Annotated in this window: 17 protein-coding genes; 2 read left to right on the forward strand and 15 right to left on the reverse strand. The window is 36.0% G+C overall.

Annotation, left to right across the window (positions count from 1 at the left end):
- Positions 1–27: 27 nt before the first annotated feature.
- The 3 genes from FLA105534_RS12635 to FLA105534_RS12645 all read right to left on the reverse strand — a co-directional run bounded on the left by FLA105534_RS12635 (position 28) and on the right by FLA105534_RS12645 (position 6,615).
- A complete protein-coding gene (locus FLA105534_RS12635) occupies positions 28–1,461 on the reverse strand; it encodes a hypothetical protein (protein ID WP_173966480.1) in 1,434 nt (477 codons plus the stop codon).
- 178 nt (positions 1,462–1,639) lie between these two features.
- Positions 1,640–3,340, reverse strand: coding sequence for a RagB/SusD family nutrient uptake outer membrane protein (locus tag FLA105534_RS12640; RefSeq protein ID WP_173966481.1), 1,701 nt, complete (start codon positions 3,338–3,340; stop codon positions 1,640–1,642).
- 23 nt (positions 3,341–3,363) lie between these two features.
- A complete protein-coding gene (locus FLA105534_RS12645) occupies positions 3,364–6,615 on the reverse strand; it encodes a SusC/RagA family TonB-linked outer membrane protein (protein ID WP_173966482.1) in 3,252 nt (1,083 codons plus the stop codon).
- A gap of 820 nt (positions 6,616–7,435) precedes the next feature.
- Between FLA105534_RS12645 and FLA105534_RS12650 the strand changes: the two genes are divergently transcribed.
- Positions 7,436–9,634, forward strand: coding sequence for an alpha-galactosidase (locus tag FLA105534_RS12650; RefSeq protein ID WP_173966483.1), 2,199 nt, complete (start codon positions 7,436–7,438; stop codon positions 9,632–9,634).
- A 112-nt stretch (positions 9,635–9,746) separates the two neighbouring features.
- Here FLA105534_RS12650 and FLA105534_RS12655 read toward each other — a convergent pair whose 3' ends face one another.
- Positions 9,747–9,983, reverse strand: coding sequence for a serine hydrolase (locus tag FLA105534_RS12655; protein WP_173966484.1), 237 nt, complete (start codon positions 9,981–9,983; stop codon positions 9,747–9,749).
- A 463-nt stretch (positions 9,984–10,446) separates the two neighbouring features.
- Here FLA105534_RS12655 and FLA105534_RS12660 point away from each other — a divergent pair, with 463 nt between their 5' ends.
- A complete protein-coding gene (locus FLA105534_RS12660; protein ID WP_173966485.1) occupies positions 10,447–11,430 on the forward strand; it encodes a hypothetical protein in 984 nt (327 codons plus the stop codon).
- Positions 11,431–11,816: 386 nt separating this feature from the next.
- Here FLA105534_RS12660 and FLA105534_RS12665 read toward each other — a convergent pair whose 3' ends face one another.
- From FLA105534_RS12665 to FLA105534_RS12715, 11 genes are all read right to left on the reverse strand, one after another.
- Positions 11,817–15,122: a tail fiber domain-containing protein gene (locus FLA105534_RS12665; protein WP_173966486.1), complete on the reverse strand. Its 3,306-nt coding sequence runs from the start codon at positions 15,120–15,122 to the stop codon at positions 11,817–11,819.
- A 20-nt stretch (positions 15,123–15,142) separates the two neighbouring features.
- Positions 15,143–15,481 carry an SET domain-containing protein gene (locus FLA105534_RS24030; protein WP_173966487.1) on the reverse strand — a complete coding sequence of 113 codons (339 nt, stop codon included), beginning with the start codon at positions 15,479–15,481 and terminating at the stop codon, positions 15,143–15,145.
- Complete coding sequence (locus FLA105534_RS12675) at positions 15,478–16,680, reverse strand: hypothetical protein (RefSeq protein ID WP_173966488.1); 1,203 nt, start codon at positions 16,678–16,680, stop codon at positions 15,478–15,480. Before FLA105534_RS12675 ends, FLA105534_RS24030 begins: the two co-directional genes overlap by 4 nt.
- Positions 16,681–17,339: 659 nt before the next feature.
- Complete coding sequence (locus FLA105534_RS12680; protein ID WP_317168201.1) at positions 17,340–18,170, reverse strand: DUF6734 family protein; 831 nt, start codon at positions 18,168–18,170, stop codon at positions 17,340–17,342.
- 4 nt (positions 18,171–18,174) lie between these two features.
- Positions 18,175–18,747 carry a hypothetical protein gene (locus FLA105534_RS12685; protein WP_173966490.1) on the reverse strand — a complete coding sequence of 191 codons (573 nt, stop codon included), beginning with the start codon at positions 18,745–18,747 and terminating at the stop codon, positions 18,175–18,177.
- A complete protein-coding gene (locus tag FLA105534_RS12690) occupies positions 18,747–21,158 on the reverse strand; it encodes a tail fiber domain-containing protein (protein WP_173966491.1) in 2,412 nt (803 codons plus the stop codon). The genes FLA105534_RS12685 and FLA105534_RS12690 overlap by 1 nt, the downstream gene beginning before the upstream one ends.
- Before the next feature lie 279 nt (positions 21,159–21,437).
- Positions 21,438–22,985 carry a hypothetical protein gene (locus tag FLA105534_RS12695; RefSeq protein ID WP_173966492.1) on the reverse strand — a complete coding sequence of 516 codons (1,548 nt, stop codon included), beginning with the start codon at positions 22,983–22,985 and terminating at the stop codon, positions 21,438–21,440.
- Positions 22,986–23,204: 219 nt separating this feature from the next.
- Entirely contained in the window at positions 23,205–24,068 is an 864-nt protein-coding gene (locus tag FLA105534_RS12700; RefSeq protein WP_173966493.1) for a DUF5977 domain-containing protein, read from the reverse strand.
- Positions 24,069–24,079: 11 nt separating this feature from the next.
- The gene (locus FLA105534_RS12705) at positions 24,080–24,877 is read right to left on the reverse strand and encodes a DUF5977 domain-containing protein (protein ID WP_173966494.1); all 798 of its coding nucleotides are present in this window, start codon (positions 24,875–24,877) and stop codon (positions 24,080–24,082) included.
- A gap of 141 nt (positions 24,878–25,018) precedes the next feature.
- A complete protein-coding gene (locus FLA105534_RS12710; protein WP_173966495.1) occupies positions 25,019–25,360 on the reverse strand; it encodes a hypothetical protein in 342 nt (113 codons plus the stop codon).
- A 3-nt stretch (positions 25,361–25,363) separates the two neighbouring features.
- Complete coding sequence (locus FLA105534_RS12715; RefSeq protein WP_173966496.1) at positions 25,364–25,636, reverse strand: hypothetical protein; 273 nt, start codon at positions 25,634–25,636, stop codon at positions 25,364–25,366.
- Between the last annotated feature and the right edge of the window lie 4 nt (positions 25,637–25,640).

The raw sequence follows: 25,640 nt of genomic DNA on the forward strand, positions 1-25,640 counted from the left end.
TAGATAAATTTTTTAGTTGTTTTATTATTATTTTAAAGATGCAGTTGCTATTTGTCCGGAATGTAGCGGGACATCAACAAATGTATAGGAATTTCCGTTATCATCTTTTTTGTGGCTGGCGGTAATTTTTTTATTGTTCAGAAGTATGGTTTCATAATTTCCGGAGAACATAATTCGGGATTGAATTGTGCTATTTCCCTTGTTATGTAGCGTCGTTTTCTTGCTTTCCTGTTTTACAGATAGTAGTGTATTTAAAATGGGTAAGTTATCTAATTCAGTTGTGGTATTGTTTTTACCATGGTATAAAGTCGTTATTGTTTTTGTGGTTGCATCAGGTTCTATTCCCATATAACCATGTACAATGCCTTCGATTACACCATACGAAACTTCAGGATATTCTCTTCTTTCTGTAGTGGGATTCGTTAAGTGTAAAATATATTCGTAAGCTTTATCTCCAAAACCATATTTGTATAGTAGATAAGGGAGATAAGATAAATTTTCGACATTGGTTTTTTGGGAAATAAGGTGTTCGATTGTTTTTTTAGTTCGGGCAGCGTCCGTTAAAGCATCAAACCATAAGAGAAAGAGTTCACCGCCGTCTTTACTAAAATTTCCGTTACTGGTATAAATAACATTATAGGTTGAGTTGGTATTGTCCCACCAGGTCTGTTCGATTTGTTGCTTGTATTTTGCGGCTTTTTTTTCAAAAAAAATTGCTTTCTCATCTTCTCCTTTTTGTTTTAAAATAGCAGAGTAGGTGAGCAGGCCACGGTAAATTGCCGCAACTAAATCTACACCCATTTTTAAACCCGGAATTCCTTCAGAGTAGGAGGCAAGTCCACGGCATTTATGGAAATCGTCTTTTATGTTAAACGGTAGAGTAGCGTTTGGGAATTCTGGTCTTGTTAGTAACGAGTCCGCATCGAGTACCCAGCGTTCAATATAGAGGGTGGCTGATTTTTCGAAGAAGTTTTCAAATTCAGGATTTTTGATATAGCTTTCGTCTCCTGTCCATAAATACAATCTCCAACAGGCAAACATTACATCAAAATTGCTGTTTAAATTATACCAGAATTCTTTGTCGTTTCTGTAATCCTCCGGTGCCGGTTTCCCATATTTATTGATTTCCCAGTACGAACACCAGTCTTTACTTTCTGAAATGTTTTTGGCAAAGAGCGAAAGCATGTTTTTGTTTTCTTTATGTAATCCGAGTATCTCCGCACCAATACTTTGGTGCGCTACATCCCGCATACAATAAGCGGATCGGGACGGAAGTGCTGCTTCATACCAGGGTCCAACCGGATCATTTGAGTTCCCTTTGTAGCTTAGAGCCATCGTTTTTGCACGGTTAAAAGCAAGCTCTATAGCAGGATCTGATGATTTGAAAGTTGTAGTGTTTTGGCCAAATGCAGTAAAAAAGAGACAGCAATTTGCAACTATAATTATAAATCGACTCTTCATGTAGCTATTTTTTATTGGAATTGATTTTTACCATTAGGAGTAAAATTTTAAAAGCAAACCCACACAATTTTCAGAGTGGGTTTGCAGAATTACCAGTTTTTTCGATCGACTATAAACCATGAGACTGATAATTAAATTCTTATAAATTATACTTTAGGGAGTGTTGTGATCCTAAATTCTAATTATAACCTGGATTCTGAGTTAGATTGGTTCGGTTCGTTTCATCCCTCGGAATTGGTAATAAGTAATGCTGAGGTTTAAAAAAACGATCCTGCACTTTAGTATAGGTATAGGTTTTTGACCCATCTCCATTTTTGGTAATTACGACTCCCATTAAAGGTTTATTTTCCGTTTGCTCGGCAATTTTCCAACGGCGAACATCATAATAGCGAAATCCTTCCAGACATAATTCAACCTGTCTTTCATTGCGGATTTTGTTCTCTAAAGCTATACCGGTTAGACCTGTCAGCGGATTTGTTATTCCGGCACGTTGTCTAATCGCATTTAAATATTGAATTGCCGTACCTTCATTGCCCAGTTTGAATTGTGCCTCGGCGTAGTTCAGGTAAATTTCGCCTAAGCGGGAAATAATCCAGGCTTTGTTGGTTTGTGTTTCGCTATTGTAATTGTATGTTGTGTCACAGTATTTGCGAAAGGTGTAACGTGTTTTGCTGGCATTCCAGGTATCCCAACCTTGAGGAGAATCTAATCCGCCTTCATAAAACTCTGCTTTATTGGAACTTCCTGCATCATAACGATCTTTAAAAAATTCAGGTTTTCCATAAGCACGTCCGTCGTACACAATGTTTTTGTAAAAACGGGGATCTCTGTTTACATAAGGTTTTTGTGGATTATAACCAGATGTTGGATCAGTAATATCTTTTCCGTCGGCAGTTCCGTAAGCGTCGATATGACTCTGACTTGGCGCAAAATTGGCCCAACCGTGAAAACCACTTGGAGAATTAAACATTTCTACACCATTAAAAGCGCTCCATTGTGGGTCTTTACTGGACAAACGGGAGCAGATAATCTCTGAATTGTTTGTAGTAAAAAGATCTTCATACTTTTTATCATAAAGTTGATAGATGTTTAAGTCAATAACAGCTTTTGCTGCGTCTGATGCTTTTTTCCATTTAGAAATATCGTTAGTAGTATTCCATTGAGGACTCGCAGCATAAAGTAATACTCTTGATTTAATTGCAAGTGCGGCACCTTTGGTAATTCTTCCAAGACTGGAAGTCGCTAATGGCAATAATTCAGCAGATTTGTCTAACTCGGTAACGACAAAATCAACACATTGCTCATACGTACTACGATCTACTTTAAAATTACTGTTTAAATCAAAAGGAGTTGTAATCAGCGGAACTCCGCCGTAATCACTTGTTAGTTTAAAATAAGCATAAGCTCTTAAAAAAATCACTTCACCTTTTAATCTGTTGCGTGCGGCTTCGTCTCCCGGAACGTTATCAATTCGGGACAAAAAGATGTTACAGTTTTGAATTGTAGCGTAGGTAGGTTTCCAGATATCAAAATCACTTGCATTATCGGGTGTCAGCGCTCCTGAATTTACAGTCCAGATGTCATAATCGTTAAAATTATTAAAAGCTTCGTCACAGGCAGTAGACAAAATCCAGCTGCGGTTTGTTTTGTTGTTCCAATTGTGTTGCGTGCTCGGTAAAACATTGTACAGATTGTTTGCAAAAGCTTCAGCAAGTTTCAGATCATTCCAAACTGTTGCATCTGTATACGAATCCAAAGGAACTTTGTCCAGCGGATCTTCGCTACAGGATGTAAAAGAGGTGATTGCGATAATAAAAGAGGCAAGAATAAGCACCTTCTTTTTTATATTGATTTGGTTATTATTTTTATAATTTTTCATGTCAGATTTTTTTTGTGGCAACATTATAGTTCAATAGTTACACCCAATCTGTAGATTCGGGTTTGCGGATAATTTACTCCTGTTGTATTGTTGGTTTCAGGATCTAAGTTGTATTGTTTCATATGATCGATAGAAAACAAATTAGTTCCTCCAGCGTAAATTCTCATGTTCAGTACTCCAAATCTGGAAAGGGATTTTTCCGGTAAAACATAGGATACTTCTAATGATTTTAATCTAAAGAAAGAGGCATCTCTCAACCAAAAATCGGCCGGAATATTATTTCTGTTATCAGAATCGTTAAAGGCTACAGGATATTTAGAATTTGGATTGTCTGCTGTATACCTGTCGTTGTACAACCATGTTGGCGGTGCTACGATCGCTCCTTGTCCTTGCGGAAGAATCATTTGTTTGGCCTTTGATTGCCCTGTCCAAAGTAAGTCGATAGAAAAACCTTTGTACTCAGCTCTCATCGGAATACCATAGGCAATTTTTGGCGTAGCCGATTGTGGAATTCTAACTTTATCATTAGATGTGATATTACCATCACCATCTGTATCTTTTACCCAAATATCCCCCGGTTTTGCACCTTCAAAATGAGCAGAATTGTCCACATCTGCCTGAGTGCGATAAATTCCGTTTGTTTGGTAAACTAACCAGGAATCGATTGCTTTTCCGGTTGATTTTTGCCATTCAGGAATGTTCGAAGCCTCGTCACGAAACAGCACTTCACTTTGTGCATAAGTAAGATTAAAACCAACACTGTATTTGAATGGATTACTTGTATCTGCATAATTTAAAGACCAGTCAACACCTCTGTTAACCGTTTCTCCAATGTTCTCTTTCGGAAGTGCCAATCCGGTGTATAGAGGCACAGACGCATTTCTGGCCGTTAAAATATCAGATCTTTTGTTGCTGAAATAGTCAAAAGTGGCGGTTAATTTGTTGTTTAAGAATCCAAAGTCAAGTCCAACGTTTGTAGAGTGTTGTACTTCCCACGTAATATTAGGGTTTGGTGTAGCCGAAAGATAGATACTCTTGTTTAAGGTATAATCTGAACCAAAGTAACTGTAATTCTGCTGATTTGTAGTTAACTGATATCTAGTTAAGAAAAGATATTGGTTTGGATAAAATACACCGTTAATCCATTCGCCTAAATCGTCATTACCCATTTTTCCCCAGGATGCTCGCAATTTAAGCTGATCGATTGCTTTGATATTGTTTTTGAAAAAGGGCTCTTCAGATATTTTCCAACCTGCTGAAATGGCAGGGAATAATCCCCAACGAGTTGCTGACGGAAAGTTGAAAGATCCGTTGTAACGGGAGGAAACTTCGGCAAAATATTTATTATCATAATTATAAGCAATACGACCCAGGTAACTTTGTCTTCCGTCCTGATAAGCACTTCCGGTAGCATTTTGTCCTTTTGTCCCTCCGGTAAAAATTTGATCTAGCTGATCACTTAACAGATCTCTTCTATAGGCGATTGTTTCAGTTTTGTCAGTAGTAGTTTGTTCGTATCCCACAAAAGCATTAAAACCATGTTTGTTGAATTTACGATCGTAAGCTAATTTTAAGAAGTAAGTATTTTGATTCGTAATTTGCTCGTTTTGCAATACACTCGTTATACTCGTACTGTTTTTTACGTTATTGTAACTATCATTTGTCTTATCATAAGAATAAGCATCCCATGGTTTGGTGAACTTTTTCTGACTGCGAACATTGTAATCAAATGCTGCATAACCGTTCAAAGAAAGCCCTTCTGTAATCTTAGGCAGTTTTAGGTCGAACCCTATTTTTGGATTTACAATTAAGTTTGCCACTTTGTCATAACCAGCCGCCGAAGAAGACATTAAGATTGGATTTCTTCCGTTTGCAATTCCTGAAGATGGCAAACCATTTTTCCAGTAAGCCGGAATAAAAGGGTACATACTTACCGTTTCGTGCATGATGCTTCCAATACTGACTGCCGGGTAATTTCGATCCTCTTTGCGGGTTGCAATATCCAGGTTAACTTTTAAATTGGAAGAGATATTAACATCAATATTCGATCTTAAGTTAAACTGTCTGTATCTTTCGTCACTGTTTCTAAGGTTACTTTCCTGATTTAAATACTGACCGGAAAAGAAATACTTTACCTGTTCATTACCGCCATTTACAGAAAGAGAAACGTTAGCCTGTGGAGCATCTTTTCGGTACACTTCTTTTAACCAGTTTGTACTTGTGTAATTAGGATCGTTGCCCGCTTTGTATTTGTCGATATCAGATTGCGTATAAGGAAGTGTTGTTCCTTTGTTGGCATTCAGTTCGTTGTAATACGTCATGTATTGCCAGGAATTAACCCTTTGGTCCATTCTTGTTAATTGCTGAATACCATAAGAACCATCAATTTTAATCGTTGGTTTTCCAACTTTACCTCTTTTGGTGGTAACAAGGATTACTCCATTGGCAGAACGAACTCCATAGATTGCAGCCGATGCATCTTTCAAAATAGTAACCGATTCAATATCATCGGGATTGATTCTGTTCAGATCGCGATCCGGAATACCATCTACAACTACCAGTGGGCTGGTACCTCCTCCAAAGGAATTAAATCCTCGAATCAAAAGGCTGGAACTGTCATCACCGGGTCTTCCCGAACGATTGTTGGCAATTACTCCCGACACACGTCCGGCAAGACCGTTTGAAACGTTTGCTGAAGCATTTTGTGTCAGGGCCGAGCCTTTTATAGAGGCAATTGCTCCGGTTGTAGAACCTTTTTTCTGAGTTCCATATCCCACAACAACCACTTCATTTAAGGTTTGATTTTGCTCTTCAAGCTGGATATTTGAGGCATTCCCAGCGGTAACTTCTTTGGTTACAAAACCGGTAAATGAAATAACCAGTATGCTACCGGAATCCGGAACGTCTATTGAAAAGTTACCGTCGAAGTCTGTAGTCACGGCAATTTTTGTTCCTTTTATCAGAATGTTAACCCCCGGAAGTGGTTCTCCTTTTGTACCGGTTACTTTCCCTTTGATTGTTTTTTGTTCTGTGAATAAAAGGGCGGAACTTTTTGTTGTACTTAGTCTGTCAATAGCTAATTTCCTGCTGGTTGAATTGCACTCGATAAGTGGAGCGTTGATAAACTTCGAAGAAAGTTTGATGTCTTTAGATTCCGCTGCGGTAGAAACCTGTATGGTCATAGCGAATAGAAATCCCGATGTTAGTTTGGTAACCTTCCAGATCTCAGTAGTAAGCCAATCGTGTTTTGGCTTGTCTTTGGTTAATAATTTCATGGTTTTCTTAGTGGTTTTGGTTAGTAATGAACTCTCTAATTTGTCCTATTGAATCGCTTTTTTTTCTTTTTAAAACAAATAAGATGCGTGGAGTACTTGATTGTTTGTGTTTGAAAAAGAGATCAATGTGAAAACCAAAAGTATAAATGTTCGACACTCTTACATACCAGTACCCACCAGTTTTTTTACGATATGTTTAAAAAATAGTTTAAAAATAAATTAATATGAAAAGTAAAGTGGATAATATATGAATATAAAGCACAAAACGTAAAATCATTTGTAATCGAGGAATTTTCCTGTTTTTATTGCTCCTGTGGTGACTGGATTGTCCTGCAACAAGAAAAAAGAGGTGGTTTTCAGGATAAATTAAAAAGCTGGTAATATCTTATGAAATATTAAAATGCTCTTGTTATAAAGCCCTTTTCCGGATTTGTGAAAGAGTAATTTTGAAGGTTAAAAAAGTTTATTTTCTTTTCGAAAACTATAAAATGATATTGCATTAGATTTTTTGCTTTACTGGTAAGATTAACCTTTTTGAGGGTCAAAAGTGGATAATATAGTATTAGAATTAAGAATTTAATACGATTTGAATAAACTACTTTTTACAATGCACCAAAATAAACTGGTAGGTACTGGTATGGGGAAACATGTGATTATTATACTTTTGGAACTCATTTTTAATCAATGATTAGCGTAATTAAAAGAACACTATGATGCAATTGGGATTTCAGGATGTAAAGCAGTGAAACGGTGTTACTACTAAAGAATTTTGCAAACCATATATAAAGAAAGAACCACTTACTATTACCAAACAAATTTTATGAAAAAACTACTATTTCTATTAGCTCTTACAATCTTGTTTAGTAAAGCTAATGCGCAAGATGGACAAATTCAGATCGAAACTCAAAATACGGCTTTGATCTTAAAAGTAGGAAAGAATGGCTTGCTTTATCAGTCTTATTTAGGAACGAAACTCAAAGATAACTTAGGATATGCCGCAGTTTCAAAAGAGAATACAAAGTCATTTGTTATAAACGACGGGAACCCCTTGGTTAATTTAAGGCATCAGGCCTATCCAACTTTTGGAACAGAAAACTTGTTTGAGCCGGCAATTAGAATGACTCATAATGATGGAAATCCTTCTTTAGAATTAAATTATGTAAGTCATAGTTCGCAAAAAATAGATGCCAATACTACCGAAACGATTATAAAACTTAAAGATCCTGTTTATCCTGTGGAAGTCACACTGCATTATAAAGCATTTTACAATGAAAATACAATTGAACAGTGGACGGAAATTGTGCATCACGAAAAAAAGGCGGTTATGTTGTATAATTATGCGTCATCGATGCTGCATTTTGATGCCGATCAATATTGGTTGACTCAATTTCATGGAGACTGGGCTAAAGAGGTTCGAATGCAGGAAAGTGAATTAACGAGTGGTACAAAAGTGATTGATTCCAAATTAGGAGTTCGTACGAATATGTACCAAACACCGGTTTTCTTTTTGTCTCTTAATGCTAAAGCCAATGAAAATTCGGGTGAACTTGTAGCCGGTACAATTGCCTGGTCAGGAAATTTTAAGTTTGCTTTTGAATTGGATAATAAGAATTCGCTTCGAATTAGTTCGGGGATTAATCCATTTGCTTCTGAATACAGTCTTCAACCAGGAAAAATATTTACAACGCCTTCTTTTATATATACTTTCTCGAATAAAGGAAAAGGGCAGGCGAGTAGAAATCTGCATTCATGGGCTAAAAAATATGGCGTAAAAGATGGTGAAAAATCACGTCTGACCTTATTGAACAATTGGGAAACTACTTTTTTCAATTTTGACGAAAAGAAATTAACGGACATGTTTGCTGATTCCAAAACTTTAGGAGTTGATATGTTCCTGTTGGATGATGGCTGGTTTGGGAATAAATATCCGAGAAGTGGCGACAAATCAGGCCTTGGAGATTGGCAGGCTACCAAAACAAAATTGCCAAACGGTATAGGTTTCCTGATGCAGGAAGCAGAAAAAACAGGAGTTAAATTCGGAATCTGGATAGAGCCCGAAATGGTTAATCCGAAGAGTGAATTGTATGAAAAACATCCGGATTGGGTACTAAAATTGCCCAACAGACCTGAAAGTTATTACCGTACCCAGTTGGTTTTAGATTTATGCAATCCGCAAGTACAGGACTTTGTATTCAAGACGGTAGATGATATTATGCAGACCAATTCGGGAGTAGCTTTTTTTAAATGGGATTGTAACCGAATGATGACCAATGCTTATTCCACCTATTTAAAAAACCAGCAGTCGCATTTGTTTATTGAATATACCCAGGGCTTGTATAAAGTTTTGGACCGAATTAAAACGAAATATCCAAATTTACCAATGATGCTTTGCGCCGGAGGTGGCGGCAGAACCGATTACGGATTGTTGAAGTATTTTACGGAGTTTTGGGCAAGTGACAATACCGATCCTTTCAATAGAGTATTTATACAATGGGGCTATTCACAGTTTTTTCCGGCTTTCTCGATTTGTAATCACGTAACATCATGGGGAAATCAATCGATTAAATTCAAGACCGATGTGGCGATGATGGGCAAGCTGGGCTTTGATATTAATGTGAAAGAACTTAAAGAAAAAGAATTGAAATACTGTCAGGATGCAGTGGCCAATTATAAACGACTGAGCCCCGTAATTTGGCATGGTGATTTGTATAGAATCATTTCTCCTTATGACGAAAGCCGTGCCGTATTAATGTATGTAAACGAGTCAAAAAGCAAGGCCGTATTGTTTTCGTATACACTTCATCCGCTTTACGATCCACAATACAATTCTGTTCGTTTGCAAGGTTTAGATCCAAATAAAACCTACAGAGTAGAAGAAATCAATCTAATGCCCGAAGGAAAGAAATCTTTGGAAGAATCCGGAGAATCTTTCACAGGAGATTATTTAATGAATGTGGGATTACGAGTTTCCTCTTCTAAAGTTGAAACAAGCGTTGTCCTTGAAATTACCGAATTATAGTTGAATTAGTTTCTATAAACAAAAAGCCTTTCGATGGAGAAAACTCCACTTTGAAGGGCTTTTTTAGTATCAATAATTTTGAGCTTTTTTATAGTAAGCAGTTTTTAGTCTTTTAGTATTTCATCAAATATTTCTGAACTTTATCATCAACATTTAGTTTTTTATCAATGACCGTTTTTGCTGCCAGTGTTCTTGTAAAAGTTTTACTTAATGAAGTAATTTCATAGATTGTTTCATTGTTGGGAGCATTATTTTTTCCTTTTTCTAGTTCCCCATAATGACAAATAAACTCTTTTCCGTGATAAAGGATTCCTATTGAAATAGAATGACTTAAAGGCTTTTCTGTCATTTTGGTTGCTGCCGTTTCTACTGTATTTTTGATAGTGGTGGTTTCAGTTGTAGCTTTTTTTTATTGGATCGTATTGAAGTCTGTGCCAGACAAAAGGAAGAGGATAGTAAGGAAATTGATAGAAGCCAGTTTCTTGTAATCTTATTTATTCAAAAAATGCATTTACCTAAATAATACTGATTCAGTAATCTGTGTAAAAATAATAATATAGATATATGAAAAACAATACGGCTTATTTTTTTTGGGGTCTTGTTTTTCTTTGTTAGAATTCGTCAGTTTAGTAAGAGAAGCTCGGAGTTTTGTTAAAGTTGTTTTAGAAAGAGTTTGCTTTTCAAAGTACTTAACTCATAACTTTTTTTATAGCTTAAATATTACATTTCTTTTTAAAAACAGGTAATTATACGTGGATGCGAGATTTTATTTTGGGTTAGATTTATTACTTAAACCTAAATAGTCAACAATTATGCAAAACAATGAAAACACACCCATTCCACTCGGATGGGTTGGTGGATTTCCACCAGCGGGTTCCCCTATGTTGTATCCAACCAGGGATCTTTCCTCTTTACCGATGTTAGGTAATATGGATAATATTAATTTTTTACAACGTCAGCTTGGTGTAAAGTGGCCGGAGTTTAGTTGGGAAACGCAAAAAGGCAGTGTCAATCCGAAAAGGTGTTATCAGCAATTTGCACCTTATATTTCGAGAGCCGGTTATACGGATGAAGGAAGAGTATATTCTGTTATCTGCCCTCAACAAGGAGTGTGGCTTAAAGATGAAATTTGTATAAATGTAGAGGTTACGGTTACCGGTCAAAGAGGTTGGGTTAATGAAGTGACAAAAGAGGTCGCAATAGACATGACTGTTGAAGGTAAAATTTGGTTGACACCAAATGAACAGCAAGGGGATAAGATAAAAGAAATTTGGCCTCTATTGGAATATAGTTTTCCAAAATTCCCGTTGAATAAAGAGAATGCAATAAGAGTTACTACACATGAGCAGAATAATCCTGATCAGCCAATTTTTAAAGTAATACACGGATTAAATCCTGAATTCGAAAACCCTCCGTTTGCGTTACATAATGATAAAGCATTTGCCACGGCCTACCTTGCAGTTGAAATTGGAGATATTAAGTTGACCAAAGATAAAGTAGTGGATGGTTTCAATCAATTAATAATGAAAGCTTTTAATCTTGGCTCAGGGAATATGCTTCAGCCGGGAAATACGTTGTCATGGAATCTGTGGTTCACAGAACCAGCTTTGGTAAATAGGGAAGAATGGAAAAATCATGCTAATTTTTGGAGAGATTCTATTGATGTACATCATCGTTCTCCTACTGGAAATGGTACTGATGCCCGATATTTTGACGGAAGTACATTTAACCCTGAAGCAAATGCAGTAGACGAAATAATCAAAGATATTATCGACTATGTTATAAAACATCTTTAGGTCGTTACAGTTTGTTTGATTTTTAATCATAACTGATTATAATAAAACAAACCGGTATAAAAAAAGAGGCTGTCCAAAAAGTAAGGACAGCCTTGTTTTTATAAATAATTTAGATTGAATTATAATCTAAAAGAAGTTTATTTGGTTGGCAAAAATTACACGTCTTAATTCAACGCTGATTTTACGGATTCGCTATCGCGAAGACGCTGATCAAAACGGATTCTATACATTAGAAAATCTGTTTTGATCAGCGTTTTTACGAAGTAAATCTGTTTTATCCGCGTCGAACTAAAGTAAAAATTTAAAACAATAACATAATAAGAGGAAGTTCATACTTTTCGGATAGCCTCTTTTTTGTGAACTCGACGAGATTATTGTCGAACGACTTATTTGCCTATTTTTGTTAATAAAAAATCTATCTGAGATTGCTGTTCTTTTATTGCTTCAACCAGTAAAGGCACAATTTTAGCATAATTAACAGTTAAATAGTTTTCGCCAGATTTAGAAATTTCAGTTCCATTTTCTGTGATTTCTCTGTCAAAAGGCGCCATAGTGACGACTTCAGGTAAAATTTCTTTTACTTCTTGGGCAGAGAGTCCGATTTGCAAATCGGTACATTTATAACCAAAACTTTTTGCTAAACTATTGTTTTTGTAATAAAAACCGTTTAATGTCTTAATTTTATCAATAGCATTGATGATATTGCCTTTTCTTGTTTTTAGTCTCTCATCAGAATAATATGCTATTACGTCTCCGGTAGCTGTTATATTGTTATTAACTAAAAGTTGTTTATTTCCATAAATTTCTACATTTGTAGTGTTTTGCATCCAAATTCCTCCTCCATAAGAAGAATTGTACCAGCCCGAAGAGCCTCCAGATCTAAACCAGCCATCACAAGAAAATGAGTTTGCGACACCGGCATCAAATCCAGCAGCAAATCGGGATCCCGTAACAGATCCTGAAGTCCAAATTCCGGTACCAATTGCCGTTTTTGTAGTTCCAGCCTCCATTACCAATAGCTGATGACTTAATCCCGCCTTTGATTGACCACCAACATTAGGGTGTGTCCAGGCTAGTCCATAACAATCATTTGTAGTTGAACCATCTGTCGCTAACTTATAGGCATCTCCCATAGCATAAATCCCTTGATATCTTGTTGAGGAATATACCCCAACGATTCCGTTTCCATAATTATCATCAATGTAGAAATTGCCATTTGCCCGTGTTGATCTATCAGAAATTCTAGAAGAATCGACTCTTACTCCAAACGTATTTGATCCATTCCATCCCATAAGTGAAGGATAAGTAGCGGTCCAGGCAATTTGAGAATTTGCATTGTTTACAGATGTACCTGAAGGTGATAATGATGATGATGCATCGAAAATGGTATGACCACTTCCGTAATTGGTCCAATTTAGTTGGCTAGATAAAGTTGATGTGCTGGCGTTTCCAGATAATGGTCCAATAAAGTTTGATCCTGTAAATGCACCAGTTGCACTAATACTTGCGACATTTGTATTAATGGAGCGGAATATCCATCCTCGATTTGTAGCTCCATCCATTGTAAGATAGGTTGCCCAATCTCCATTAACAGCCCCGTACCCACCGTAATTGGAAGTTGTCGCAAACATTAAGCCATACGCTGGTTTACCATTTACAGCACCAGCATATAGAGAGAGGCCTTGACCAGAGCCATCTGTTTGTGTAACTCCAAAAGCCGTACTGCTTGTTAATCCTGTTGTCTTTAAATCGCCATTACTAGCAAAAATAAATTTTGATGCAGCATTTGTAGCATTGCCAAAATGTATTCCAATAGAGTCGGTACCGTATTGACCGGAAGTCCCCTGAAAGTAGCTTAAGCCATATTGATCAGCATCTCCGAATGACCAAATTCTATTTCTTAAATTAGTAGCATAATTAGCAGTTTGAAAACCATTTCCTGAGCTGACAATTCCAGAAAATGCTGAGTAATATTTGTAACTATTTGTGTTTATTGCAGGGTAAACAGTAGTATTTAATGTCTGATTAGGGACTGATGAATCATTTGTTATTGCCCATCCATTATTCCAATCGGCGGTGTTATATCCACCTACTACGTCTAAGACTGCTGCGCCTGAATAATTTCCTCCTGCCAGCCAAACATAGGCCTTTCCGTCTGAATCTGTACCCATGATTACATTTATCGGATTAGTACCACATATCATAACGGCTTTCGGAGAATACCAACTGTTAATGGTTTCATATAAATAACCTGAAAACTGAATATCATATGCTTCGTATGATTGATACAGTCGAACGGTAAATGAAACCATTTTGCCTGAGTTTGAAGCGAATGGTAATTTTACTTTTAAGCCACTTACAGCTCCGTTAGTAATAAAATAAGTTGCAACAGGGGTTCCGTTATAGATGTTTGATGGAATTGTGGCGGATTTTGTTGCCAATCCTAAAGTGTTTATAAAATTTGCCGGAGTATAATATCTTAAATATTGATCGTCTGATGCATAAATTTTACTAATTGCATTTGTTCCATTATCGCCAGAAATTGTATTAATCCACCCAGCCTGGATGTAACCATTACTATCGGTTCTGACAATTTTATTCGGCTCGTTATTTGTTGAAGAGTGAACGGCCAGACCTCCTGTGGTATTTGCATTTCCAGTTACATTAATAGGCCAAGTTCCAGATGCACCAGAACCTGTAGCAGAAGCTTTAGAATTTAATTGTGTTTGAATTGAACTTGTAGCATCATTAAACAGCTGTTGATTTGCTGATTGAAATTTTCTGCTCGTTGTTTCTGCAATTTGATCAGCGGAGTAATCACCTGTTTGAGAAGTTATGGCTCCGTTACGACCAAATACTGTTGTCACGGCACTAGTAGGAGTTAGCAATTCCTGCCAATCAGCTAAAGTAGCCGAATTTAAACCTTTAAGAATAAAAGATTTACTTAAATCCGTTCTAACAGCAATGTCCCCTGTTTCTGCTTTTAACGATAACATTGCTGCTTGCGAAGCAATTACAAATGTGTCGTTTACTGTAATAGAAGGAAGTTGAGACGCAATTAACTTTCCATCAACACCAAGTCCTGCATATCCATTAGCACTATTTTTATTAGACACGTTTTCAGGAGTAAAGCCTAAAGAAGATTGTTTAGCATTCCAGATGGCTTTTTCTGTATCACTTACAAGTCGATTATTTGGGTCTTGTAAAATGATGGTAGCAGGGTGATTTTCAGGGTGCTCATAGTTAGAAAGTGTTCCAAGACGTGCAATTTCTGTATCAGAGAGCAAGCTTTTTCCATTAATTTTATCAACTTTATTATTTTGCAAATTTTTCCCCATTTCGGCTGTTAAAGCCTTTGTCGATCCTCCGGAAGTAAGGTCATTTACTAAAATGTTATTCAGTGAATTTTGGATTGTCTCAATAGCATCAGCTAATTCCTGTATGTTTTTTAAATTAACATGATCAGAGACTAATAATCTATTAATACTATCAATCAAATCTTTTAAAATTTTACCTTGTCTGGCATCTAGTGCTTTTCCTTCCACATTGTAATCAAGGGCATTGTAACTATTTATTTTAAGAGTACTGATGTCAGTAAATTCTAACTCTCCATCATTATTAGTAGTCAGGATTTTTTCAGGAACATTTTTTTCTAAATCTGCTACTTTTATTCTGTTGTGATTGGTATTCATTTGTTTTGCTTTTTTAACGTTTAAAAAGATATTTTTGGGATATATCCTATGTGAATTGTGCTTTTTCTGTAATCAACCAATATCTCTTCCCCATAATTAAGTTGTCTGTTCGCTTTCAGGATTAATTTATTTCTCTGAAAAATTACAGTGGTATTGGGGGTGAAAGAATGATTACAGTATCTTCCTAGATCATCTGTTTCCCACCATGCTTTAACCATCTGTTCTTGGAATAAATACCTGGAGTTTTTACTCGTGGGTTTGTTAGTGAGCCAAATACCAATTAGCGTTCCAGTTAAGATCTTTTTACTAACTGTTATTTTTATATTGTTTAGATCATCACGATTAATTATATAATTCATTTTGGATCTGCAGGTTTTATATTATGAGTTAACACCCCGTTCGCGAAATAAGTATGAGAAGGACTCATTGACAGAGGGTAGATAATTCTTTTTTCTAAATGGATATGTACAGAGGTTACTGGTATAATCTCTTTGTTAATTCCATATAAATTATCCCCTACTATGACATTACCTATCGGAATGAACTTCCAAATACTATCACGTTGAATCAATTGTGAGTGATATGGCGTTGCCTCTAATAATCCATCATTAATAACGACAATTTTCTGTGCAATTTTTGGTTCTATATGAGTTATGGGTGATGTAATTCGATTCTCTGTCAGATCATCGGAAGACCATTTATATAATTTATCAGTATCATTCGTATCTTTTAAAGTATCAATTTGAGCGGAAAGTAATAACTCATTTACAGTTAATGCTTCAATTGCTTTTTGAGTACCATCTGATAATGTAATTAAAGTCCCTTCAACAAAACACGAGATACCTCCTTCAGTTTGCCAACCCGCAATTGCAGAGAAATTTGAATAATTTCCTGCAGCGTCAAATGCACGGACTTGATAATTATAATATGTATTACGAGTACCAGTATCCTGATAATAATAATTGGTTCCAGTATATCTTGTTGACCAGGTTCCGGTAGAATTTACTCTTCTTTGCAGTTGATACCCTGCTACCGCAACATTATCTGTTGAAGTATTCCATTCTATAGCTATTGAAGTTTGAGGGTTACCCGCTCCGGATCCACAAGTTAATCCAGTTGGGACGCTAGGTGCTGTTGTATCTAGACCGCTTACAAAAAAAGTATTTGAAAAAAGACCTCGAATGGATAGATCTAATATTTGGTACCAACTATCGGTTGATGGAATTCCAACAAATCTAGGAGAAGTAGATGAACCGTGGCTATTTGTCGCGGGGCCACCTGCAGTGCCAGTCCTCGTGCTAATGGTTAGAGTTGAAGGATTATATCCAGTTCCACTGATCGTGAAATATAGGTATCCTCCACTAAACCCGGTTATGACTATAGAAGGAGGAATTGCCGCAGTATTGTAGCCTCGGAATTCTGACATTGCATGTGGCGCTGATCCATCGGGCCTGTAAGGTGAATCGGTATTTATAGCACCAAGACCACCCGTTGATGCACTATATAAAGAAATTGTAGAACCAGAAGGCTTGTCAAATGCACTGTTAATTTGGTTCATTGTTATAGGTCCGTTTAGAGGTAGTTCCATTATTTTTTTAAGTTAAAATGTTCAATAATATTGTTTGCTTTTTCATTAAGACTATTATTAATTTTTTGTTGTTCTTCAATTTTAGTATCGATTTTTACTAATAAGTCTGTCATGATGTTTTATACATTAAATTATTAAAGTAAAACACATTTATGTTCTACATTACATTGTCATACTTTACACTACCATTGGATTAAACGAAGTTTTCATCTCTCTGGAATAATGTAGAATATAAGGTTATGGAAATGCTGGATTTTGATAAACTACTCAGGCAGGTAATGGAATTTATACATATGAAGCTGGAAATATTAGTGATCATTACCGTGGATTAATAAACGGGAAGATTACCTCTAATTATCGGAAGTATCGAAAAAGGTATTGTAAACGGAAGTTCCAGTATCAATAATCTTATTTGTAATTCCTGTTTTTTGCTTACATAGCGGGGATTGAGAGATTTATCAGGAGTTCATCAGAATATAGCAATTTATGATAAGATTATAGAATTGATAGGTGCGAAGTGTTTTTTTTGATTAATAAAAGTCCGTAAATTAAGACTTCTACTTTCTAAAGTGGACTTTATTGATTTGTAAATCAAGAGCTATGTAGGTGCTAATTTGAATAGATTTCTACTATGTATGTTTTAATTTTAAAATCGTATCTATTGATTGATAATAAGCTGGATATATGTTTTTTACATACTCATTAAAATTATGAGCTACTTCTTCCTTGTATTTATCAATTAATAAATGCATATATCCGTTTTCTGTTGCTAATTTGTAGTAAGGATCTATTATTGTACCTACGGTTATTTTTAATTTATCCGCAATAACGGCCCAAAAGTATTGTTCCCAGATAACGCATAATTTATGAAGCGGTACAAGAGATTTGAGTTTTTTTTCGTTACGATCCATAAAAGTAAATACAGAATCACAGAATAATTTATTAAATTCAAGATTGTTACAACCATAAATTCCAAGATTTACGGCATGTTTTTTATCAGAGAATCCAAGTGGTAAATCTGTTCCAAGATTTTCTAGTAATTCAATGTAAGGCATATAGGTTTTATGGTAGGAATCTATATAAAATGGTTCAATGTTTTGAACATAAAGCTCGTTAATAATGAGTTCTTTAGAAAAAGGCTCGAACAAAATGACGTCTAAATCAATATGTAAAAAAGGTTCTTTCTGAATACTGTACGCTTTGATTTTTCCTAATGCCCATGAGTTTTTATCATACCGGTCCAATTCATCAAGATCAGTTTTAATGGATTCGAATGGTAGTCCTAATTTTTCTATCCATACCTTACTGGTACTATCTGTGACCATTTCAACTCTGCCATAATGTTTATAGCTATTGAGAACAGATGCTACCATGGATGATAGCATAAATCTCGAGTTAAACCAGTTACCAGGCTTCTTTAATCCACTACCGGTTTCCCAGTAACTGTAAATTACTTTCATCTGTTTATTTTATATATATAATGATACTGTATTGCGGCCCAGATGAGGTAACAGTGGCTCTTAAACTACTTCCCGTATTTGAAAAGTACCCATTTGTACTATTTGATCCGGCAGTCATGTAAAAATAGTTTGATGAATTTAGTCCTACGGTGGGTGTATATAAATCCATAACAAATGTGCCATTCGAGAATATTAAATTAGTATATGAAGTACTAAATTTAAAACTATCCCCATGGGCTAATGTAGGTAAGGTAATATAAACAATATTAGTACCATTTGCTTTAATCGCCATATATGTTGCGCTGATTGTACGCCCTGTATTATTCCATATTACACCGGTATTAACGGTTCCACCTCCGCTAGATCCACCTCCAGAAGAAACTGCTGTATGATTATAGCCACGCCATTCGCTAATTGTGGCTGGATTTGAACTGGAGGGTTTCGAATTACTATTTTGATTAATAGTAGCATAACTACCATTTTCGGCTGCATCTAAAGATATAGATGTTGTTCTGGAACGACCTAATTCTACATTTATGTCTCCCATTGAAAGAGTGCCGGCTGTTGAGAGTGCCATTATAATTTTAAGTTTAAATGTTTAAGAATAAGTTTCATTTTTTTATCTTGACCCTCAATTTGTATCTGTTGTTTTTTGACCGCTTCGAATAGTACAGCAACTGCATTTTGATATTTAACAGCTTTTGTACCATCTTCACGTGTAATTACCAATTCAGGAAAAGTTTCTTCAAGTTCCTGAGCAATAAATCCAATATTGTCTTTTTGATCATTATCTATTCTATCATACATGATCCCTCTTGAAGCCTGAATTCGCTCAATTACATTTTCAATAGGTCTGATGTTTTTTTTAACTCTGGCATCCGAAAAAGCAGTAACATCTCCAGTAACGGTTAAAGAAGAACCTGTAATTGCGCCAGAGAAAGCCGAATATGCAGAATAATTAATATCTGTTAACACAGTTTTCCATGATGTCCAGTCTGTAGCACTATTATGAGTAGTACTACCTCGAAATTTCATGCCGCTACCATCTCTGGCAATAGTCAGCTGTTGTCTACCATCACCTGAACCCATATGCAATGTTGAGGTATAGTAATATCCGGATGATGGCTGTTCTTCCCTGATAATTGTCGAAATATTACCTGTCAAAGTATTTATTTGGTTTCCTGGTTGAAAAGGAAAACCAGTCGAATTACCGGTCACACTTATTGGCCAATTTCCTGAGGCATTAGAGCCATTTAGTTTAGCTGCATAATTAGTAAAGTTTTCAGTATCCATAATAGTCCTCCAACCTGACCAGGAGCCAGAGGTCATATTTCTGCTCAATAAATTACCATTCCAAAAAGAGTTAGCAATTTGAAAGCCATAACCATCAGTACCTGACCAGTCGCAGCCTGCGATGTTAATCCAATTCCACCAATCGTTATTCGGCATTCCGGTAACGGTATTTCCGTAAAAGAAACCGGATGGATTTGCTTCGTCTGAAGTATTTGCATTTTCATTGTTTTTTGATATTGAACGGCCTCTTGCATTCTTGCCCTGGACTACATTATTTGGATTGAAATTTCCAACATGCAATGCTGTGTTACCATTTATCGTGACGGGATTTCCTAATGGATTAATATCAAGAGGATTTCCATTATGGGATTGTATGAAATTCCGACCTGAATTAGTTCCAATTGCAAAGTTTGAATTAATTGGAGTACTGCTGTTTGGGGAACCCTTTAGTAATGAACTGTCATTCCCTGAATGCCAAACAGTATTTCCTAGAACCAATAGCTCTTTGTTAAAATAAAAATTTGGTCTGTCAGTGTAAATGTGTCCATGATTACTATTTGCAGGGCCAAAATCGATGTAACCATATTGTGTTTGATTTCTGGCCCATCCGTCCTGTAAAGTAATATTAGTAGATCCATTATTTAAAGAACCAGAACTCCCTGTTATATTAATTCCCCATGTACCAGCGGCTCCCGAACCTGTTGTAGAAGCTTTGGAGTTTAATTGTGTCTGAATTGAACTTGTAGCATCATTAAAAACCTGCTGACTTGCAGTTTGAAACTTTCTTGATGTAGTTTCAGTAATTTGATCTGCATTGTAATCGCCAGCTTGTGAAGTAATAGCACCATTTCTTCCGAAAACCTTTGTTACTTCACTGGTAGGAGTTAATAATTCCTGCCAGTTATTTAAAACAGTTGAATTTGAGCCTTTCAGGATGAAAGATTTATTCAAATCGGTTCTTACCGCAATATCACCAGTTTCTGCAGTTAAAGCTAACATTGCTGCTTGTGATGCTACAACAAAAGTATCATTTATAGTAATAGCAGGAAGCTGCGACGAAATTAATTTTCCGTCTGGACCTAAACCGGCATAGCCGTTAACAGTGTTTTTGTTAGATGTATTTTCAGGAGTATAACCCAAAGGGGACTGCTTAGAATTCCATGAATTTTTTTCTGTATCTGACACAAATCTGTTAGCAGGATCCTGAGTAATGATATTGGCAGGATGACTTTCAGGATGCACATAATTTGAAAGTGTTCCCAGACGGGCAATTTCGCTATCAGAAAGTAAACCTTTGCCTGCAATTTTATCAACTTTATTGTTTTGTAAGCTTTTACCCATTTCGGCAGTTAGCGCTTTTGCAGTACCTCCGGAAGTTAAATCGTTTACTAATATTGTACTTAAAGAATTGCGGACCACCTCAATTGCATCACCTAATTTTTGAAGTGTATTTAAATCGATATGGTCAGAAATAAGAAGTCCATTTACCTCATTGATTAAATCTTTAAGAATTTTTCCTTGTCTTGCATCCAGAGCTTTACCTGGAACAATATAATCAAGGGAGTTGTAATTGTCTGTTTTTATATTGTTTACATCGCTAAATTCTAATTCACCATTGCTGTTTGTCGTTAAAATTTTATTAGGCAGATTTTTTTCTAAATCTGCTACTTTTATTCTGTTATGATTAGTGTTCATTTTTTGTTTTTGGGTAACTATAAATTATTTGAAATTTTTCTTGGAAATTATATACAAGTAAATCCAAGTTCTACATTATTTCTATTGACTAAAGATTTTTGAATCATTAATTTTAAAAAATAATTATTCTGTAGAATTTGGATTGAATACTTGAAAGTTTTTAAAAGGAGGAGTTATTTTTGTTCATCAAGATTGGGGTACGATTATAAATTATTTTGAACGTTGTTTGAGGTGGTAGGGTTTAAAAAAAAAATGATATACTGTATGTTAGTTGTGTTTTTAATTGTAAACCCTGATTTCAAATGATACTAAATTTAAGTTCATTTCAGCTGAACTTCCTCCTGAATTATAACAGCTTAATGAAACGCTATCTGCTGTATTTTGTGAAGCTGATAAAGTATTAACATTTCCTGTTCGAGTGACAAAAACGACTGTTTTGTTTGATGCGAAAGTTCCCGTTAGCGTGCAGGAGTAACTGCCTAAACCAGCTCTGCTCCAAACAGGTAGACCACCTAAAGTATTTTCTAATACAGTTGCAACGGGAGGATTTGTACCAGACTGACTTAACAAAGCGGTATATACTTTATAGGGTCTGGTAAAACTTTGAACAAAAGCAGTAGTGGCAATTTGGGTGGTATTTGTTCCCGGTGCTGCAGTTGGAGCTGTGGGAACTCCGTTTAAGGTTGCTCCCCCGGTAAATGTATTGGCGATGATGTCTCCGGTTTTATTGACAGTATAAGTATCGACTCCATTGTTTTGACCTCTATAAAGAATAGCAGTAGATTCAGGAGTACCATTTACCTTAATTCCCGTTTGATTTATATATGGTGCTTTTAAATTTATCAATATACCATTAGTTCCTTCTGTGTCTATTTTATATCCGATTGCTCCATAAGCAATAGTAGATGAAACTGCTGTACCACCTGCAGCGTCGAAGATGGCTCCCACGCTAAATGCATTCATTCCGGAATTTGTTCGTATACCTTGAGATAAACCTTGACTAGCACCATTATCAAAGGAAAGAACTCCAGTTTTTTTCTGATTGCCATATATAGAAATGGTATCATTAGAAAGCGCTAAAACAGCGTTCGCTACAAAAGCATTTGTTGCTAATTGTGTTGTTCTTGATCCTGAGGCGGCGGTTGGAGCTGTCGGTACTCCTGTAAATGAAGGCGATAGCAAATCTGCTTTTGAGTTCCAGTTTGCTTTTTCAGTATCCGTTACAAATCTATTATTACTATTCTGTGAAATAATTTCTGGTGGATGATTAGCTGGATGCGTATAATTAGATAATGTTGCAAGTCGCGCAATTTCGGTATCAGAAAGTAAACTTTTACCAGCAATTTTCTCTACTTTGTTATTTTGTAGAACCTTCCCCATTTCAGCAGTTAATGCTTTTGCGGTACCACCAGTACTTAAATCATTTACTAATAGTGTATTTAAATAAGCTTGTCCTGCTTCAATCGCATCCGCTATTTTCTGAAGCGTATTAAGATTGACATTATCAGAAGCAACTGATAGTAGTACTTTATTTAGCTGAATACGCCCTGTTTCGATGGCATCGGCTATTTTTTGAATTGTATTAAGACCGATATTGTCAGAAGCAACCAAAAGGTTTACATCATCGATTAAATTCTTTAAAATTTTTCCTTGTCTTGCATCCAGAACTTTTCCCGGAGCAACATAATCAAGCGCATTGTAACCTTCTACCTGAATAGTGCTGATGTCATTAAATTCTAGTTCCCCTTTGCTGTTTGTAGTTAAAAATTTATTGGGCAGATTTTTTTCTAAATCTGCCATTTTTATTCTGTTATGATTAGTGTCCATCTGTTGTTGTTTTTAGATTATAAACTATTTGAAGTTTTTTCTTGAAAATCATACAACACGTAAATCCAAATTCCCTATTGTTTTTTTCTTCTAAAGATTTTTTGATCGTCAATAAAAAAGAATATTTTTTTTGTGGAATTTGGATTAAAGTGATGTAAAGTTTTTAAAAAGAGAAACTATTTTTGTTTGTCAAGTTGATTTTCTGTTTTAAAAATCAGTTTACATTGCTTGTTTGTAGTTATGGGTTAAAATTCCATTTGCAAAAAAGGTGTGAAATGGATTCAACGTCATCGGGTAGATGTTTCGTTTTTCCAAGTTAATTGTTACAGCAGTGACCGGTATAATTTCTCTGTCTATTGTGTATAAATGATCTCCAACAAGAATATCTCCTAAAGGAATAAATTTCCAATAGCCATCGCGCTGAACTAATTGCAGGTGAGTAGGGGTAGCCTCAAATAAACCGTCATTAACGATAATAGTTTTATAAGCAACTTTGTGCGTAAGTTTTGTTATTGGAGAAGTAATTCGGTTTTCAGATAAATAGCCGCAAGACCATTTGTACAATTCTTCAGCATTATTGGTATCGTTGAGTGTTTCAATTTCGGCAGAAAGTAATAGTTGGTCCAGTGTAAGTTCTTCAATACGTTTTCTTGAACCATCAGGTAATGTGATAAGGGTACCTTCAACAAGACATCCGCCACTGCCGCCACCTCCAGTCGGAGGTACATAGGTAATTTCGCATGTTCCTACATTATTGGCATACGTTTGTACGTTTGCTGCTAACCATGCATCTGCTTGGGCATTAGCGTCGGCAAGACTTATGGTAGAGAAAAACTGATTTGGATAAGAAGTATATACAGCAGTACTTCCGCTGTATCCTCTTTCACAGTTGTTTCTCTGTGCGCTTAACTTTCTTTCCTCACTATAATATCTTGTGCTGGGTACGCAGGTCGTCGTATCCAAAACGGGAGCAATGTAATCCGGATCTGTAACTACATTTGGTTTTGTTGGCCGTCCTGTGGGAGTTCCGTCATCGTAATACAATTCGAGTTCTGCAAAAGATTTATATCCTGTATTTCCCATATTTTTGTTTTTTAATATTTAATTACGATTTGTCCTGTAGACGAATCTTTGATGTAAGTAATGTACCCGAGGTTAGTAACTGCTTCAATATTTCTATGCAGATTCTGACCTTGTACGGGCACTTTTTTAGAGAAGTTTTTTTTGTCAACCAGAGTCCCGCCAACGTTAATAATGTCGTACCCTGATTTTTCCATTTTTCCACCGATATAGGTTACGATTTCAACATCGATATTTCCTGTTCCGACAGCAGTATACCATGATCCCGCCATTCTTATCTGAACGGTATTCAAAGTAGGATAGTCTGTTGTGATTTTACTGAAATTTACCAGACAGCTTTCTACACCATTTGTCTGTCTATTATCACCGGCCCACATAATGTAGGAATTGGCAGCATTAGCATTAACGGGAATCTCATTATTAAATCCGTGGTTCCAGCCCATCCATTTGTCGTCCAGAGAAGTTCCCGAGTTGATGATTCCTGTATAAGTATCGAAATCCTGTCCAGCCCCTAATGCCCATTTGTATCTAACAATCATGTAGTTAAATGGAGAAAGTGTTACGGTAGGCTCAATAACACAGGAAGGTTTTACTCCTCTCCAGACTGTCTTTCTGCAGGAACCCGCATTGTTGGCATAAGCCTGCACATTTGCCGCAAGCCATGCATCTGCCTTTGCATTGGCATCTTCGACACTTATAGTTGATACAAACCGATTGGCATTTGCAGTAAGTTCGACGGAAGTTCCCATGACTCCGGCAGCGCAATCATTTTTTGCCGCAGTCAAAGACCTGGCTGTATTGTAATATTCCATAGTTTATTTATAATTGATTATGATTTGTCTTAGCCCATACCGAAGATTTGTTCAGCAAAAAGCTAATTTTGGGAAGGTAAAAGCCAAATTGGTTTTTGTAGATAATTTGTTGCTTATACCTTTTTGAAGTACTTATTTAAATTATTTTCTATTTGCAAAACTGAACTTCACCAATAGAAAGGCCAATTCATTACTGAGAAAACCAAACAAAGCGGCAAGCCAGATAATGGATTCTGTTTTTAAGAATAGGTTTGAAAACCTAAAAAAAGTCAAGGAGATGAAAAAGCCAATAATTAAATTAAGGAGATTGTCCAGAAACAATAATGACCAAGACCAGCGATAGGGAGTTCTATCGCTATAGTTGTACTTCAACTTTGCCCGAATTAGGACCGCCGTAAAAGTACCTATAAAAGTTAAGAGGAACCACGCCAGGCAGGCTGATAAATTTGTGGTTCCTGTTAACTGTTCTAAAGTTATTTTCAAGAACTATTCCTGTTCTTGTTTTACAATTTCACCGGTTTCAATGTTCACACGGATGTCTCCGTATTCGGCTTTAATTGCTTTTTCCAGTTCGTTGAAGTTTTGCTGCTGAACGGCAATCTGACTTAAAATATCTGCTTTTTGAAATTCATACTGAATAGACAGTTCTCCCAACGACAATCTCGCCTTATCCATAAAGACATTAAAATCTTGTAGTTTCTTTAATTGTTCTGCGTTGATTGTTTTTGCTTCTTCTTTATTGATTGTTACGTTTTCCATTTTT

Source organism: Flavobacterium collinsii, from assembly GCF_902804485.1.
GTDB classification, from domain to species: domain Bacteria; phylum Bacteroidota; class Bacteroidia; order Flavobacteriales; family Flavobacteriaceae; genus Flavobacterium; species Flavobacterium collinsii.

Coding starts and splice junctions, on each gene's coding strand:
- FLA105534_RS12640 (WP_173966481.1), bottom strand. CDS start 3,340: ATGAAAAATTATAAAAATAATAACCAAATCAATATAAAAAAGAAGGTG.
- FLA105534_RS12660 (WP_173966485.1), top strand. CDS start 10,447: ATGCAAAACAATGAAAACACACCCATTCCACTCGGATGGGTTGGTGGA.
- FLA105534_RS12675 (WP_173966488.1), bottom strand. CDS start 16,680: ATGAACCAAATTAACAGTGCATTTGACAAGCCTTCTGGTTCTACAATT.
- FLA105534_RS12635 (WP_173966480.1), bottom strand. CDS start 1,461: ATGAAGAGTCGATTTATAATTATAGTTGCAAATTGCTGTCTCTTTTTT.
- FLA105534_RS12655 (WP_173966484.1), bottom strand. CDS start 9,983: ATGACAGAAAAGCCTTTAAGTCATTCTATTTCAATAGGAATCCTTTAT.
- FLA105534_RS12685 (WP_173966490.1), bottom strand. CDS start 18,747: ATGGCACTCTCAACAGCCGGCACTCTTTCAATGGGAGACATAAATGTA.
- FLA105534_RS12645 (WP_173966482.1), bottom strand. CDS start 6,615: ATGAAATTATTAACCAAAGACAAGCCAAAACACGATTGGCTTACTACT.
- FLA105534_RS12665 (WP_173966486.1), bottom strand. CDS start 15,122: ATGAATACCAATCACAACAGAATAAAAGTAGCAGATTTAGAAAAAAAT.
- FLA105534_RS12650 (WP_173966483.1), top strand. CDS start 7,436: ATGAAAAAACTACTATTTCTATTAGCTCTTACAATCTTGTTTAGTAAA.
- FLA105534_RS12690 (WP_173966491.1), bottom strand. CDS start 21,158: ATGAACACTAATCATAACAGAATAAAAGTAGCAGATTTAGAAAAAAAT.
- FLA105534_RS12700 (WP_173966493.1), bottom strand. CDS start 24,068: ATGGGAAATACAGGATATAAATCTTTTGCAGAACTCGAATTGTATTAC.
- FLA105534_RS12705 (WP_173966494.1), bottom strand. CDS start 24,877: ATGGAATATTACAATACAGCCAGGTCTTTGACTGCGGCAAAAAATGAT.
- FLA105534_RS12695 (WP_173966492.1), bottom strand. CDS start 22,985: ATGGACACTAATCATAACAGAATAAAAATGGCAGATTTAGAAAAAAAT.
- FLA105534_RS12680 (WP_317168201.1), bottom strand. CDS start 18,170: ATGAAAGTAATTTACAGTTACTGGGAAACCGGTAGTGGATTAAAGAAG.
- FLA105534_RS12715 (WP_173966496.1), bottom strand. CDS start 25,636: ATGGAAAACGTAACAATCAATAAAGAAGAAGCAAAAACAATCAACGCA.
- FLA105534_RS24030 (WP_173966487.1), bottom strand. CDS start 15,481: ATGAATTATATAATTAATCGTGATGATCTAAACAATATAAAAATAACA.